The organism is Hydrocarboniphaga sp., assembly GCF_028291725.1.
Classification (GTDB): Bacteria; Pseudomonadota; Gammaproteobacteria; order Nevskiales; family Nevskiaceae; genus Hydrocarboniphaga.
This window is the reverse complement of the sequence record NZ_JAQGNT010000006.1, coordinates 22,952-37,308: the sequence shown is the minus strand read 5'-3', so window position 1 is coordinate 37,308 and position 14,357 is coordinate 22,952. Positions and strand designations below refer to the sequence as shown.

Sequence of the window (14,357 nt, the reverse complement as noted above, 5' to 3'; positions counted from 1 at the left end):
TCGAACACCACGCCGCGCTCGGCCGCCTGGCGCAGCACCGAGCAGATGCGCGCATGCGCGTACTGGATGTAATAGACCGGGTTTTCGTCGCTCTTGGAGCGCGCAAGATCAACGTCGAAGATCAGGTGCGAATCGCTCTTGCGCGCGGTCAAAAAGTAGCGCGTCGCATCGCGGCCGACTTCGTCGATCAGGTCGCGCAAGGTCACGTAGGAGCCGGCGCGCTTGGAGATCTTCACCTCTTCGCCGCCGCGCATCACGGTGACCATCTGGTGCAGCGAATACTCCGGCCAGCCCTTGGGAATGCCAGCGTCCAGCGCCTGCAGGCCGGCGCGCACGCGCGCGATGGTGCCGTGATGATCCGAGCCCTGCTCGTTGATCACGCGGCCGTAGCCGCGCTCCCACTTGGCGTGGTGATAGGCGACGTCCGGCACGAAGTAGGTGTAGCCGCCTTCGCTCTTGCGCATCACGCGATCTTTGTCGTCGCCGAAATCGGTGGTGCGCAGCCATAGCGCGCCATCCTGCAGATAAGTGTGTCCGGCCTTGATCAACGCGGCCACGGTTTGATCGACGCGGCCGTCGGTGTACAGCGCGGACTCGAGCGAATACACGTCGAAAGCAACGCCGAAGGCTTTCAGATCGGCGTCCTGCTCGCGGCGCAGATAAGCCACCGCGAAATCGCGGATCGCCTGGATGTCGTCCGGATCGGCGGCGGCGGTGACTTCGCGATCGTCCGCGGTCACGGTCTCGCCGGCGAGATAGGCGCGCGCCACGTCGGCAATGTAGTCACCGCGATAGCCGTTCTCGGGCCAGGCCGCGTCGTCCGGCGTGATGCCCTTGATGCGTGCCTGCACCGAAGCGCCGAGGTTCGCGATCTGCGCGCCGGCGTCGTTGTAGTAGAACTCGCGGGTCACATCCCAGCCGGTCGCCTGATACAGCCGCGCCAGGCAGTCGCCGACCGCGGCGCCACGGCCGTGGCCGACATGCAGCGGGCCGGTCGGGTTGGCCGACACGAACTCGACCATCAGCTTGCCGCGCTGCTTGGAATCGTCGCGGCCGTAGGCGGCGCCGGCCGCGAGCACGTCGGCGACCACCGCCTGGAACGCATCCGCGGCCAGGAAGAAATTGATGAAGCCCGGCCCGGCCAGCTCCACCTTGGCGACGCGGCGCGAGGCCGGCAGATGGCGCACCAGCGCCTCGGCGACCGCGCGCGGCGGCTTGCCCAACGGCTTGGCCAGCACCAGCGCCAGATTGCTGGCGAAGTCGCCGTGCTTGGGGTCTTTGGTGGCGTCGATCTGGATCGTCGCCGGCACGGCGACATTGGCCTGAGCTTCGGCGATCACGGCCGCGGCGGCAGCACCGATCAGGTTCTGCAAATGGGATTTCATCGTCGAAAAGTACCGCGGGGCTGCTTTGAAAGGGCGTCAGTGTAGCGTGAGCGCCCCCGTAGGTCGGCAATCCCTTGCCGACGTGAGGCCCCGATTGCGCAACGGGTGTATACGTCGGCAAGGGATTGCCGACCTACGACTGCTGCGGCCCATCCGTTACAGTCGGCGCCATGAAACCCGACCTCGATTCCACCTCCCCCGCGCTGATCGTCGGCTGCGGCGACATCGGCCTGCGCGTGGCGCGTCAGCTGCTGGAGCGCGGCATCGCGGTTCATGGCCAGGTCCGCAGCACCGCCAGCGCCCAGGCCTTGAACGAAGCTGGGGTGACGCCAGTGATCGCCGACCTCGACGCGCCGGCGACCCGCGCCGCCGAAAACTACGAACTGGTGTTCTGGTTCGCGCCGCCGCCGCTGGCCGGCGACACCGACCCGCGGCTGCGCGCCTGGCTGGCGAAAAACTCGCCGAAGCGCATCGTCTATATCAGCACCTCGGGCGTCTACGGCGACTGCGGCAACCGCTGGATCGACGAGAGCGAGCCGCTCAAGCCGCAGACCTCGCGCGGGCGGCGCCGCGTCGACGCCGAGGCCGCACTGGCCGACCACGCCGAGCGCCGGGGCACCGAGGTCGCGATCCTGCGCGTGCCCGGCATCTACGGCCCGGGCCGGCTGCCGATCGAGCGGCTGCGGCAGGGCTTGCCGGTGATCAATGAAGACGAATCGCCCACCACCAACCGGATTCACTCCGATGACCTCGCGCGCAGCGCGATCGCGGCCGCCGAACGCGGCGAGCCCGGCGCGGCCTACAACGTCAGCGACGGCTCACCGACGACGATGACGGACTACTTCTGCCGCTGCGCCGCCCTGCTCGGCCTGCCCGAGCCGCGGCGGGTCAGCATGGCCGAGGCGCGGCGCACGTTCACGCCGGCGATGCTGTCGTTCCTCGAGGAATCCAAGCGGCTGCTGGTCTCGCGGATGCGCGATGAGCTGGCGGTAAGGCCGCGCTATCCTGACCTCGCTTCCGGTCTGCCGAGCTGCCTGCCGGGCCGCAAATCAACGTAAAAACCACGAAAAAAGGAGCTTTTCCCATGAGCGTACTGGGCGAATTCAAGACTTTTGCGATGCGCGGCAACGTCATCGACCTCGCCGTCGGCGTGGTCATCGGCGCGGCCTTCGGCAAGATCGTGTCGTCGCTGGTCGGCGACGTGGTGATGCCGCCGCTGGGCCTGGCGATCGGCGGTATCAACTTCAGCGACCTGGGCTGGATCATGAGACCCGCTATTGGCGACAAGCCGGCCGTGGTGCTGGCCTACGGCAAGTTCATCCAGACGATCTTCGATTTCACCATCATCGCGCTCGCGATCTTCGCGCTGGTCAAGGGCATCAACAGCCTGACGCGCCCCGAGCCACCGGCCGCCGATGCACCCGCTCCGCCGGAAACACCGCCCGACATCAAGCTGCTGGCCGAGATCCGCGATCTGCTGAAGAATCAGGCCAGCGCGAAACCCTGATCGGGTGCGCGGCATTTGAACGCCGACCCTCGGGTCTACTTCGCGTCGGAGCGTACGCTGCCCGGATGAGGCTTTGTAGGTTGGGGTGAGCGCAGCGAACCCCAACTTCGGCGCGGATCAATGTTGGGGTTCGCTGCGCTCACCCCAACCTACGTACCGACTTACCCGCCCGATAGCGCGCGTCAATCGAAACTTCAGTAAACAAACAATGTCGCGGCCGCGGAGCATGGGCTAGACTTGCGGCCGTTTGTCTCTCCCCGGCTGCAGTTCTCGCCGAGGATCGCGATCCGTCGCGTCAGCGACCCATGATTCAACTAAAAATCAGCGTCAGGGAGCGTAGTAATGCCGGTCAAAATTGCCGTGCTGAAGGAGACCCGTCCCAACGAGCGTCGCGTCGCGCTGGTTCCAGCCGTCGCCGACAAGCTCGCCAAACTCGGGGCAGAGTTGCACATGCAGTCGGAAGCAGGCCTCGCGGTCAAGCTGCCGGATACCGCGTTCAAGAACGTGACGTTCGCCGCCAACCCCAAGGGGCTGGTCAGCGATGCGGATATCGTGCTGTCGGTGCAACCGCCTTCCATCGAGATCGCCAGCGCGATGAAGGAAGGCGCGATCCTGATTTCCTTCGTCTATGCGCACAAGGAAGCCGAGCTGACGAAGCTGCTGCGCGACAAGAAAATCACCGCGTTCGCGATGGAACTGGTGCCGCGCATCACCCGCGCCCAGGCGATGGACGCGCTGAGTTCGCAGGCCGCGCTGGCTGGCTACTACGGCGCGTTGATGGGCGCCACGCACCTGGCGCGCATTCTACCGATGATGACCACGGCGGTCGGCTCGATCCGCCCGGCCAAGGCGCTGGTCATGGGCCTGGGCGTCGCCGGCCTGCAGGCGCTGGCCACGGCCCGCCGCCTCGGCGCGATGACCGAAGGCTACGACGTGCGCCCTGAGACCAAGGAGCAGGCCGAATCGCTCGGCGCCAAGTTCGTCGACACCGGTGTCGATGCGCGCGGCCAGGGCGGCTACGCGCGTGAGCTGACGCAGGAGGAGAAGGACAAGATCGCCTCGGTCGTCACCAAGCACATCCAGCAGGCGGACATCATCATCACTACGGCCGCGATCCCAGGCCGGCCGAGCCCGAAGCTGATCAGCAAGTCACAGGTCGACGGCATGAAGGCCGGCGCGGTGATCATCGACCTGGCGGCAGAAGGTGGCGGCAACACCGAGTACACGGTGCCCGGCGAGACCATCCAGGTTGGCCAGGTGACCATCGTCGGCCCGCTCAACGTGCCGTCGATGCTCGGCGAACACGCCAGCGAGCTGTACTCGAAGAACCAGTACAACCTGATCGAGCTGTTCGTCAAAGACGGCGCGATCAACATCGACTGGACCGACGAGGTGCTCGCCAAGAGCTGCCTCACGCACGCCGGCGAGATCAAGAACGAAGCTGCCAAGAAAGCGGTCGAGGCTTAAGGGAACCGAAAATGGAATACGTCACCACCGCACTCACGGGCCTCGTCGCCCTGTACATCTTCATGCTCGCGGCCTTCACCGGCTACGAAATCATCGGCCGCGTGCCGGCGATTCTGCATACGCCGCTGATGTCCGGCTCCAACTTCATCCACGGCATCGTCGTGGTCGGCGCGCTGTGGGCGCTGATCAACGCCACTTCGCCGCTGGAACAGGCGATCGGCTTCTTCGGCGTGCTGCTCGGCGCCGGCAACGCGGCCGGCGGCTACGTGGTCACCGAACGCATGCTCGAAATGTTCAAGCCTTCCAACAAGAAGAAAGGCTAAGGGGAAACACATGAATGCAGCATTGATCATCGACGCGAGCTATTTCCTCGCGGCGTTCCTGTTCATCTACGGCCTCAAGCGCATGTCCTCGCCGGTCACGGCGCGCTCCGGCATCGTCGTCGCCGGCTGGGGCATGGTCATCGCCGTCGCGGCCAGCTTTTTGTACACGCTCGACGTCGAGCCGATGGCGAAACCGCATCTGATCGTCAACGTAATCCTGGCCGTCGTTGCGCTGGTGCTCGGCCTCGGCTGGGCCTGGTGGAGCGGCAAGCGCGTCGCGATGACGGCGATGCCGCAGATGGTCGCGCTCTACAACGGCATGGGCGGCGGCGCGGCAGCGGCGATCTCCGCGATCGAGCTGTTCGGGCACAAGGCGCATGGCGGTATCGGCATGTCGCTGGCGGTGCTGGGCGGTTTGATCGGCTCGATCTCGCTGGCCGGCAGCCTGATCGCCTGGGGCAAGCTCGACGGCCGCATCAACGGCACCTTGCGCTTCACCGGCCTGCAGGCCTTCAACGTGACCTTGCTGGTGATCACCGCCGCGCTCGGCGCATACATCGTGTACAGCCACGGCGCGGTACCGACGCTGCTGGTCGCCGCGTTCTTCGGCCTGGCGCTGTTCTACGGCGTGATGATGACGATGCCAATCGGCGGCGCCGACATGCCGGTGGTGATCTCGCTGTACAACGCCTTCACCGGCCTGGCCGTGGGCTTCGAAGGCTACGTGCTGAACAACCCGGCGCTGATGATCGCCGGCATGGTGGTCGGCTCGGCCGGTACGCTGCTGACGCTGCTGATGGCCAAGGCGATGAACCGCTCGGTGTCCAACGTGCTGTTCTCCAACTTCGGCGCCGTCAGCTCTGAGGCGCAGGGCGAGATCAAGGGCAGCCAGAAGCCGGTCGATGCGGGCGATGCCGGCATCAACATGCGTTACGCCAGCAAGGTGATCATCGCGCCCGGCTACGGCCTCGCGGTGGCGCAGGCGCAGCACAAGCTCTACGAGTTCGTGAAACTGCTGCAGGACGCCGGCGTCGAAGTGAAGTTCGCGATCCACCCGGTCGCGGGCCGCATGCCCGGCCACATGAACGTGCTGCTCGCCGAAGCCGGCGTGCCGTATGACCTGATCTACGACATGGAAGACATCAACGGCGAGTTCAAGGAAGCCGATGTCGCCATCGTCATCGGCGCCAACGACACCGTGAACCCGGCCGCCCGCACCAACAAGAGCAGCCCGATCTACGGCATGCCGATCCTCAACGTCGACCAGGCCAAGCAGGTCTACGTGGTCAAGCGCGGCCAGGGCAAGGGCTACTCCGGCGTCGAAAACGAACTGTTCTTCGCCGACAACACCAACCTGGTTTATGGTGATGCGCAGAAGGTGCTGGTGTCGATGATCCAGGCGGTGAAGTCGCTGGATGGTGGCCACTAGGCCACCGCGCTGGATGGCGGGCACTGATCTCGACATGGCGTGACACAAAAAAGGCCGGCTTTCGCCGGCCTTTTTTATTTCTGCAGTCAATCGACGCGACCGAAAGTCCTCGCCAGTCTTCGTATCACCTCGTCTACCCATGCGGAATAGGCCGCTTGGTTACATGGGATCATCAGCTTGCGGATCGACTGCTCGTTTTCTTGCCGATGCGGCATCGAGAAACTGCGAATTTGACCAGGCGGCACCTCCTGCATGACACGGTTCTCCATGCCGCTCAGCGTGACCTGGCACCAGCCGCTTGCACCCTCAAACAGAGGAAAGCAGCCCACGACCAAACGTTGAGCAACGGACGGCGGCAGGTAGTAGCCTGCGAACCCGTAATCTCTATCCCCCGCTGTTTTGGGCGCGAACTCCGCGATGAGCAAACCGTCGTCGAAGTAGCGAAGCGTGGTGTGGCCACTCTTGAGTCCAGTGGCTTCATGCTCCGAAATCGGTTCATACCCGTCACGGGCCGAAGTCAGCCCACTGTTGCGGGTCAAGTCGAATATTGCATCCAGCCGAGTCTCGATTCGGGTGATGTCCACACTTCGGGCGGGTTGAGGAAGGAAGGCCACCGTCAGCTTGGCCGCATCGCCATGGCCGCCAAAGTGACGATCCCGGGCCGAAGCCGACTTTACGCGCGCCTCGAAGTCTGACGCCGAGCAGGCCGCGCGCGCCTGCCCGAGCCGGATCAAGGCTGCGATCAGTTCGTCCTTGAACTCCTCTGGGGAAGAGACGCCTACGCGATGGAAGCCGGCCTTGAAGTCCTCGACTTCCACCCTGAAGCGAGCCTGCGGCGGCTCCATGTCCACCTGATCCACGAACACCAGGATCGGCTTACCCAAGGAAACGGCATGCCGGAACTCCTGCTGGGTGACCGATACACCTGGCTCGGGCTCGAAGCCGTAGCGTTCTCCCAAAATCAACACGTAGACATCCGCCTGTTCGATTTCGCTCAGGCAGGCATACGCCGACGAATAAGGGCGTGCACCGAAGCGCTCGCTCATGATCGGTTCCGAACCTGCGGTGCGAACCGCCTTCTCCGCAGCGTCGCGGTAGGGCTTGTAACCCTCGATCACCGAACTGATGAACACCTTCATGACCGGCCTCCCTGTCAGCCGACCACGACCGGCACCAAGGTCATCGTATCGTTGCCGAAGATATCGATGACCTTGACCGCGACGATATGGCGGCCGGGGCGCTCATAGGTATGCTCCGCGCTCGTCAATTCCAGGCTGCGGTTCTGGCGCGTACGAAAGCTCTGCCACTCGTTCTCGAAGATGTAGCCGCCGGTCCAGCGCTCCTCAAAATCCATCTCCTCATGTGACGTGTCGGAACCGCTGAGCACGCCGCCAACGCCAGCGGACTTCGCCACCTTGATGATCTCCTTGCGGTTCTCATAGTCGAAGTCTACCGCCCAGTAGTCCACCCAGTCGGTCCAGTGCTTGGTCAGGCGCTCGCGCTTGATCACGCCGCTCTTATCCTTGGCGATCTTGATCAGCTGGCCCTGCTCGCAGACCACCTCGGTCTTGCCTTCCTTGAGCTGAGCTTCGGCGGCATCGGCCGCGCCCTGCGAGTAGTAGACGGAGAAGTCCGTCAGCTCGACCTTCAGGCGTAGCTTGTTCTTCTTGTCGTAGCGAGCCCGCGCCTCGATGAAGCTGATGTCGAAGAACTGCACCTGGCCCTTGTCCACAGCTCGCTTGTCGAACACTTCGGGCGGAATGGTCTTGGGCGACAGGTCGATGCCCTTGCTGCGCGCTTCTTCGAGCACGGCGGGGAACAAACCCATCTCGAACTCGAAAGCCAGCATGTCCGCGCGCGTGGCGCCGCGCTTGCGGCATTCGGTGATCACCTCCTCAACGAACAAGCGGCCCACCGGCGCATTGATCGGCCCGATCACCACGAGCCGGCCAGCGGTCTTGCCATGGAAGAAGCTTTCGCCTTCCAACGGCTGCGCCTTGTAGGCACGTAGGATCAGTTCCCGAAATTCCTGCTCCTTGCGCACCAGTGCCTCGGCCTTCTTCGATGCACTGAGGCCTTGCGATCCTTTCGTCTTTATGCTGGGGGGGGGGGGGGGGGGGGTAAGATAAGCGTGGCGCTCGTAGCGACCAAGATTGAGCACCTCGAAAGCCCGGAAATTCCTATTGGCCTTCTTGAGTTCGCGCTGCACGCCGATCAGGCGTTTGCGCGTGGTGTGGATGCCGAATTTGCCGAGGTCGGTGGCGATCCATTTGCGATTTAGCTTTTCAGCTACTGCTGCGGTTGTGCCTGAGCCGCAGAAGAAATCTGCAACGAGGTCCCCTTCGTTGCTGCTGGCTTTTATGATCCGCTCAAGGAGAGCCTCTGGCTTCTGAGTTGGGTATTCAAGTTGTTCTTTGGCCGAAGCTTGCAATGCAGCGAACTCAGTCCATACGGTTCCAATCAGCGCTCCCTTCGACTCATCCAGGTATAGCTTCGTAGCCGGGCGCCGATCAAGTTTGTCCGGGCACCAGATTCGCCCTTGGGCAAACATAGATTCCATCGTTTCACGAGAAAATCGCCAACCATTTTTTGGCGGGCTAAAGCCGTTCCAGACATACATCATGTTAGGCCTTGGGTTAGGGCTGTCTATTGGGCCAAGCCTGAATCGGCGACCATCTGGATCTTTAAAACGGTAGCGACTCTCTACATCCTCCTCGCTCTGAGGATTGAACTGCGGATTCCAAATGAAACCGTCACCCTTTGAATAGAAAAGCAACGTATCGGCGATCGCTGCCCATGAAGTGGAATCATTATGAGTTCGCGCCCTTCGCCAAGTGATCTCGTTTTTAAAGGAGCTCGACCCAAACACCTCGTTCATTACGCTTCTTATAAAAGCATTAACCCGCCAATCACAATGAACATAGATGCTTCCGTCATCGGCCATCAAATCCCGCATCAAGATCAGCCGCTCATAAATCATGCTGATGAAGCTATCCGCCCCACGCCCCCAGGTATCCCGATAGGCAATCTGCTCCAGCAGATTCGCCTCCTTGTGGAAAGTCTCGCCACCGATCTCAACGTCCATCGAGAAATCCGCACCGACGTCGAACGGCGGATCGATGTAGATCAGCTTGAGGCCGCCGGCGGCGTCGATCTGCTTGTGCAAGGCACCCGATTTCAGCGACGACAGGATCAGCTTGTTATCACCCCAGATCAGCTTGTTGGTCCAGCCCTTGGCCTGCCGCCCGCGGGAGTCGAACAGGTCTTCGATCACCTTGGTCTCTTTGCGCGGCTCGTCGACGTGTTCCAGCGTCTGGAACGGCAGCACCGTGGTGCAGACCTCGCGTGTCTTGCCGTTCCACACCAGCTCCACTTCCCGCTTGTCTTCAAACAGCAGAAAGCGATACTTCTCCGGCAGCGGCTTGCCGGCCTGGATCAAGGCGATGAGGTCGCGCTTTTCGGCGTCGGCGAGGTCGTAGGCGGCGGTCTGTCTGGACATGGGTGGCTCGGCAGCGGGCTGAACGACGTTCTATTGGATACAGGTTGCGGAAGGCGGGACCGTCTTTGACCGCATTCTTTGACTCTTGCACAAACTCGTGGGCCTTATAAGCCCATGAATTTAAAGGCTCATGGAATTTCTATGGCCTTTCCTTAGACCCTTTCTGTGGATCGGGGGTTATAGAAGCCGCTACTGCACAGGGCAGGCATTGGCGGCAACCGCGGCGATGGCGTCCAGGATCGCCGTTACTTCATCGCCCAGCTCCTCCAGTGGAATGGCGTCCGCCAGTCCGTGGTAGTCGCGCTTGAAGATCTGCTGCGGGGTGCCCAGTTTTTCAAAAAAGCGCCTGAACAATGGATCCAGAAAATCATCGGTGACTTTGATGTCCGGTCCCCAGGGGTCGTCCTTTCCGGTCAGTTTCAGGGCGTTGACCAGCTCCGATACCACCTGTTCGAGTATCTCGACCCGTCTACCCCGCTCGGCCTGTTCCAGTAAATCGTCGTCGCGCAAGCCGAGTTGCACGAATTGTCGCAGGCTCTCCGGAGTGACCAGATAGTTTTCGATTTCGCGCCGCTGCCACATGCGTTCCGTCAGTCGTGATCCGGTGTGAAGCTCGCGATCCAAGCGATCGAACAGTGCGAACGCCACGAGATCGGGCTTGGCTTCCCGCAAGCCGTGGAAGTGGTCGCGCGCTTCCTGAGGCTTGTTGGTGCCCAGATAGATCACCGGTACCGAATCGTTCAGCACGGATCGAGCCGGATGATTCAGCCGCTGCGCGAGGCGGCGCAGAATGGCAAGGTCGGTGGAACCTTCGAGATAGAGCATCCAGCCCTTCTGCTCGGCGATGTAGTAGTCCGCCATCCGGATGCTTTCCAGAGCTTTCTTTACTTGGCCCCGGGAACGCGTGTCCATTCGGTGCGGCTTGCCGACAAACGCCATGACGACGTCGCGTTCGGCCGCCTCCTGCAGGACGACTTCCGAGTGACTGGCGGCGATGATCTGCGAGCCATTACTTGCCGCAACTTCGGTCAGCAGATTGTAGACATCGCGCTGGCGCAGAATTTCGAGATGTGCATCCGGTTCATCGAGCAGGAGCACCGTTCCAGGGTTTGCCAGCAGATAGCTGAGCAGCAGCATCACCTGCTGACAGCCTCTGCCCGAGGAGGACAAGTCCAGTTCGAGTCCATTGCGCTCGCGATAGGTCAGTGCCAGCTCGCTTCGCTCCTTGATGTAAACCGGAGCCTGTAACGTGATGTGAAACAGGTGCTCGATACGCTCCACCAGCGCGCGCCAGGCGCGCTGGTCTTCCTTCGAAAATAGCTGCCAGCACAGGTTTCGCAGTACCTGGGCGGTCTGCCCCTCACCGATCAGCACGCTGATTTCGCCGGGCTCCTTCCGATGTTCGCGGCCGGCCAGACCTGACATCGGCGGCAAGAACACCACCGAATGGCTGCGAACCGCGTCCGGTATCTGCCCGTCTTCGGCGCCCTTGTACCGGCAATAGAACGACTCCTCGTTGGCGTAGTAGAACTCCAGGGCACAAACCCACGGCTGATCGTTGTGTACGCCTTCGGCTGTCAAGGTGATGTAAACCTTCTCGGTCCGCTGCTTGCCCTCCTTGAAGATGGTGTCCTGGGTATGCAAATCCTTCCACAGCAATCGAGCACTCGGTACCGGTATCGACAATAGGTCGCGCCGGTTGATAGTGACGCCGGGCCGCTTTCCCGGCGCGCTCTTCTCGCCGCGTTTCTCGGCCCAACGACGCCAGCCGATGTCCCACAGGGCGAGGGCCTGCAGCGCCGTCGTCTTGCCCGCATTGTTGGGACCGATGAAAACCGCTGCGCTGCCCAGTTCAAGCTCGGCTTTTTCCAGACGCTTGAAGTTGTCAATCGTAAAACGCGTGATCATTCGATCCCCTGATAGTCTGTGAACCCGGCGACAAGGGCAGCAAAGCTGTTGGGCGGATGGCGCTGATAGCTGTCCTGATCCACGTAGACGAAGCGATAAGGCGGACCGTTTTCCGCCGCGCTCGCCGCGGTGGCGTCTTCACACCACTGCCGTAGGCGCTGCATCTTGTTCGGCAGGTCCAGCTCGGCGCGGCCCTTGGTCTCGACGATGTACACCGCGCTATCCGCCCGCTTGACGATGAAATCCGGTATGTAGTTGGACAGATCGCCGTCGGCACGGACGTAATCGAGCTTGAAGCCGATGGCCAGGTAGTTCTTGGCGAAGCTGACAACATCCGGGGCGTCGTCCAGAAACCTCGCGAATGCCAACTCGAAGCCGCCCGCGTTCGGTTCACCGACGATCTTGGAGAAGACCGATTTGCGCGGTACGAGGTAGGGCCGATTCTCCGTACGAAACGGCCGCGTATCGCGCAAGCGGATACGAGCCTCGATCCGTGTATCGCCGCTGTCGTGAATAGTGAGCGCATTGATAGCGGACTTGAAGGTGTCGAACAACACTTTTCCAGGCGCCGGTTCGGAGATATTGCGCAGCACCACTGGGTCTTCGAGATCGACCGGCGACGCTTCGAACAGGTGATCGCGCAGAAAGGTTTTGACCTTGCCGTAGAGCACGTCGTATCCGCCGACGAGCCGCATCTCCTTCAGCAACTGGCGCGTGAAGAACGCCAACACCGAGCGGTAGTCGGCCACCCCGGCACCGTCGAGGTACACGGTGTGATGCACCTCGGCGTCGAGCATCGTCTTGAAGACGATTTCTCGCGTTTCCTCTTCGGTGAAGGCCTGTAACAGCAGCTTGGGATTGCCAAAGCCGGGCGGGTCGAGCGCGTCCAGGCTTTTGAACTCACGGGTGTAGCGGCGCGTGAGCTTGGGCAGTTCGATGTCGAGAGCGTCGATGTCCTTGGCGTCTTCTTCCGTGTCTTCGCCAATACCCGTTCCTGAATCGACTTCGACGATCAGCGACTCTTTGCGTTCGCTACCCTTACCCATTGGAACACGCTCGAACTCGACACCTTCGTTCTGGATCGACTCGACGAACTCCATGAAGGCCGGTGTGCCCATCACCGATACGGTCTCCGGCATATCGCTGCCAAAGTACATGCGGCGCAAGCCGCGCCCCAGGGTCTGCTCGGGAAGAATGTTGCTCTTGGCCGCATAGGCGCGCAGGCCCACGATGACGGTGACGTTGCGTACATCCCAGCCCTCTTTGAGCATCAGCACCGAGACGATGGCCTTATGCGGGCTCTTCCAAGTGTCGATGGAGTTCGCTTCTTCGCGGAGCTTGTCCAGCTCATCCTTATTCTTGCCGCTGGCGCTTTCGGATATTTCGCCGTTGTTCTTGGTATGGATGACGAGAACACCACCCGCCAGTTCCGGGCAGATTTTTTCGAGATGCGCGCCAACTTCATCGCAATTCCTTGTGTCGTCCACCATGACGAACAGGACGGCTTTTTTTCCCAAGACCTCGTGCTCGGCGTAGCTTTTTCGCCATTCCTCGATGCCAAGCTGGAGGTAGTCGTCGTACCTCTCGGTGAAGATGGCGCTTTTGTGTTCCTGAAGGCGCGCCCGGCTTGTGGCATCCGGAAGCACCGGATGCTTGACCACATTCTGGTGAATCGCTTCGACCAGCGGATAGTCCGAAACGGTCTGCACGAAGATGGCGCCGTTGTTATGGCGCGGTGTCGCAGTGACATCCAGCTGCAAGGCGAGCCGGCCGTCCTTCTGCAGCATGCGATGGTGAATATCCTGAATGCTCTTGAACCAGGCCATCTTCGGATCATGAATGTGATGCGCCTCGTCGTTAAAAACGGCGAGTTCGTCGAACTCACGCACGATCTCACCGAGATCAGTGCGACTGTCATTGGTCTTGCCTACCGGCTTGAGCCCGAAGGGTTCCAGGAAGTAGTCGCGCAGATCGTCGTCGTCCAGCGACGGCTCGGGCACGTCACCGAGGAACACACGGTGAATATTGGTGAGGAACAGGTTGCCGGTATCCCGGACGATGCGCACCTCATCTTGGATGTGCAGCGTGAACTGGAAGTCTTCCCGCCAGTTCCGGCCCTGGTATCCATTGTCCGGCAGGATCGGATCGTTGAAGAAAATCTTCAGTCCGTCGAAGTCCGCGCGTAAGCGGTCCAGCACGATGATATTCGGCGCGATCAGAAGGATATTTCGGGCGAGGGCGGAGTCCGGCTCGTAGGTCTTGTGGAAGTAGCACCAGGCGATCAGCAGGGACAGCACCTTGGTCTTGCCCGCGCCGGTCGCGAGCTTGAGGACATAGCGTGGCCAGTCCTCGTCGAACATATTCGCGGAAACCGCCCCCGACACGTCGAAGCGCATCAAATCGTACTTGTCTCGCGCGTGACGAACGTCATGCAGCCAGATCACCGTCTCAACCGCCTCGCGCTGGGCGAAGTAGTAGTGGAACGGCACGAGCGCCCCATCAGCTTGCTCGATCAGGTGTTCCGTCTCGAACCACCAGCGTAGAAGGGCAACGGAAGTCGGGGATGCACCGCCATAGCCGGCTGCTCTCCAGTCGCGGACCGCCTCGCGAATTCTGGAAACCAGAGGGGGCAGCAACTTCTCGTAGGCAGTGCTCCGCAACTCTTCGGCGGCCGGAAACCAGCGCTGCTCCGGAATCAGGGGCGCATAGGGGTCACTGGGGAATTCCGGGTGCAGTGCCATTCTGGTCAGGTCTTAGCCGGTTGGAGAATTTGCGCGGGCCTATCGTAACGGCTTATCAGGCATGCGGCTCTTCACTCAAAAAACTCGGAAGCGATGCT

At 61.7% G+C, this 14,357-nt stretch carries 10 protein-coding genes; 5 read left to right on the top strand and 5 right to left on the bottom strand.

Annotated elements, in window-relative coordinates:
• Positions 1-1,385: arginine--tRNA ligase (argS, locus tag JWQ90_RS01495; RefSeq protein ID WP_299688287.1), on the bottom strand; the 1,385-nt coding region annotated here is incomplete at its 3' end.
• Between the two features lie 170 nt (positions 1,386-1,555).
• Here argS and JWQ90_RS01490 point away from each other — a divergent pair.
• The 5 genes from JWQ90_RS01490 to JWQ90_RS01470 all read left to right on the top strand — a co-directional run bounded on the left by JWQ90_RS01490 (position 1,556) and on the right by JWQ90_RS01470 (position 6,111).
• On the top strand, positions 1,556-2,443 hold the full coding sequence (locus tag JWQ90_RS01490; protein WP_299688284.1) for an SDR family oxidoreductase: 888 nt from the start codon (positions 1,556-1,558) through the stop codon (positions 2,441-2,443).
• Positions 2,444-2,469: 26 nt separating this feature from the next.
• The gene (gene mscL / locus JWQ90_RS01485; protein ID WP_299688281.1) at positions 2,470-2,892 is read left to right on the top strand and encodes a large-conductance mechanosensitive channel protein MscL; all 423 of its coding nucleotides are present in this window, start codon (positions 2,470-2,472) and stop codon (positions 2,890-2,892) included.
• A gap of 342 nt (positions 2,893-3,234) precedes the next feature.
• Positions 3,235-4,359, top strand: a complete 1,125-nt coding sequence (locus JWQ90_RS01480) for an NAD(P) transhydrogenase subunit alpha (RefSeq protein WP_299688278.1) — start codon at positions 3,235-3,237, stop codon at positions 4,357-4,359.
• Positions 4,360-4,370: 11 nt separating this feature from the next.
• On the top strand, positions 4,371-4,682 hold the full coding sequence (locus tag JWQ90_RS01475) for an NAD(P) transhydrogenase subunit alpha (RefSeq protein ID WP_299688276.1): 312 nt from the start codon (positions 4,371-4,373) through the stop codon (positions 4,680-4,682).
• Positions 4,683-4,692: 10 nt separating this feature from the next.
• Positions 4,693-6,111 (top strand): NAD(P)(+) transhydrogenase (Re/Si-specific) subunit beta, encoded by a 1,419-nt coding sequence (locus JWQ90_RS01470; protein WP_299688273.1) that lies wholly within the window; start codon positions 4,693-4,695, stop codon positions 6,109-6,111.
• 86 nt (positions 6,112-6,197) lie between these two features.
• Here JWQ90_RS01470 and JWQ90_RS01465 read toward each other — a convergent pair whose 3' ends face one another.
• The 4 genes from JWQ90_RS01465 to JWQ90_RS01450 form a co-directional block, all read right to left on the bottom strand.
• Positions 6,198-7,250 carry a DUF4062 domain-containing protein gene (locus JWQ90_RS01465; protein ID WP_299688270.1) on the bottom strand — a complete coding sequence of 351 codons (1,053 nt, stop codon included), beginning with the start codon at positions 7,248-7,250 and terminating at the stop codon, positions 6,198-6,200.
• Between the two features lie 14 nt (positions 7,251-7,264).
• On the bottom strand, positions 7,265-9,610 hold the full coding sequence (locus JWQ90_RS01460; RefSeq protein ID WP_299688267.1) for a site-specific DNA-methyltransferase: 2,346 nt from the start codon (positions 9,608-9,610) through the stop codon (positions 7,265-7,267).
• Positions 9,611-9,799: 189 nt separating this feature from the next.
• Positions 9,800-11,518: an AAA family ATPase gene (locus JWQ90_RS01455; RefSeq protein ID WP_299688264.1), complete on the bottom strand. Its 1,719-nt coding sequence runs from the start codon at positions 11,516-11,518 to the stop codon at positions 9,800-9,802.
• Positions 11,515-14,259: a DEAD/DEAH box helicase family protein gene (locus JWQ90_RS01450; RefSeq protein ID WP_299688261.1), complete on the bottom strand. Its 2,745-nt coding sequence runs from the start codon at positions 14,257-14,259 to the stop codon at positions 11,515-11,517. The genes JWQ90_RS01455 and JWQ90_RS01450 overlap by 4 nt, the downstream gene beginning before the upstream one ends.
• Between the last annotated feature and the right edge of the window lie 98 nt (positions 14,260-14,357).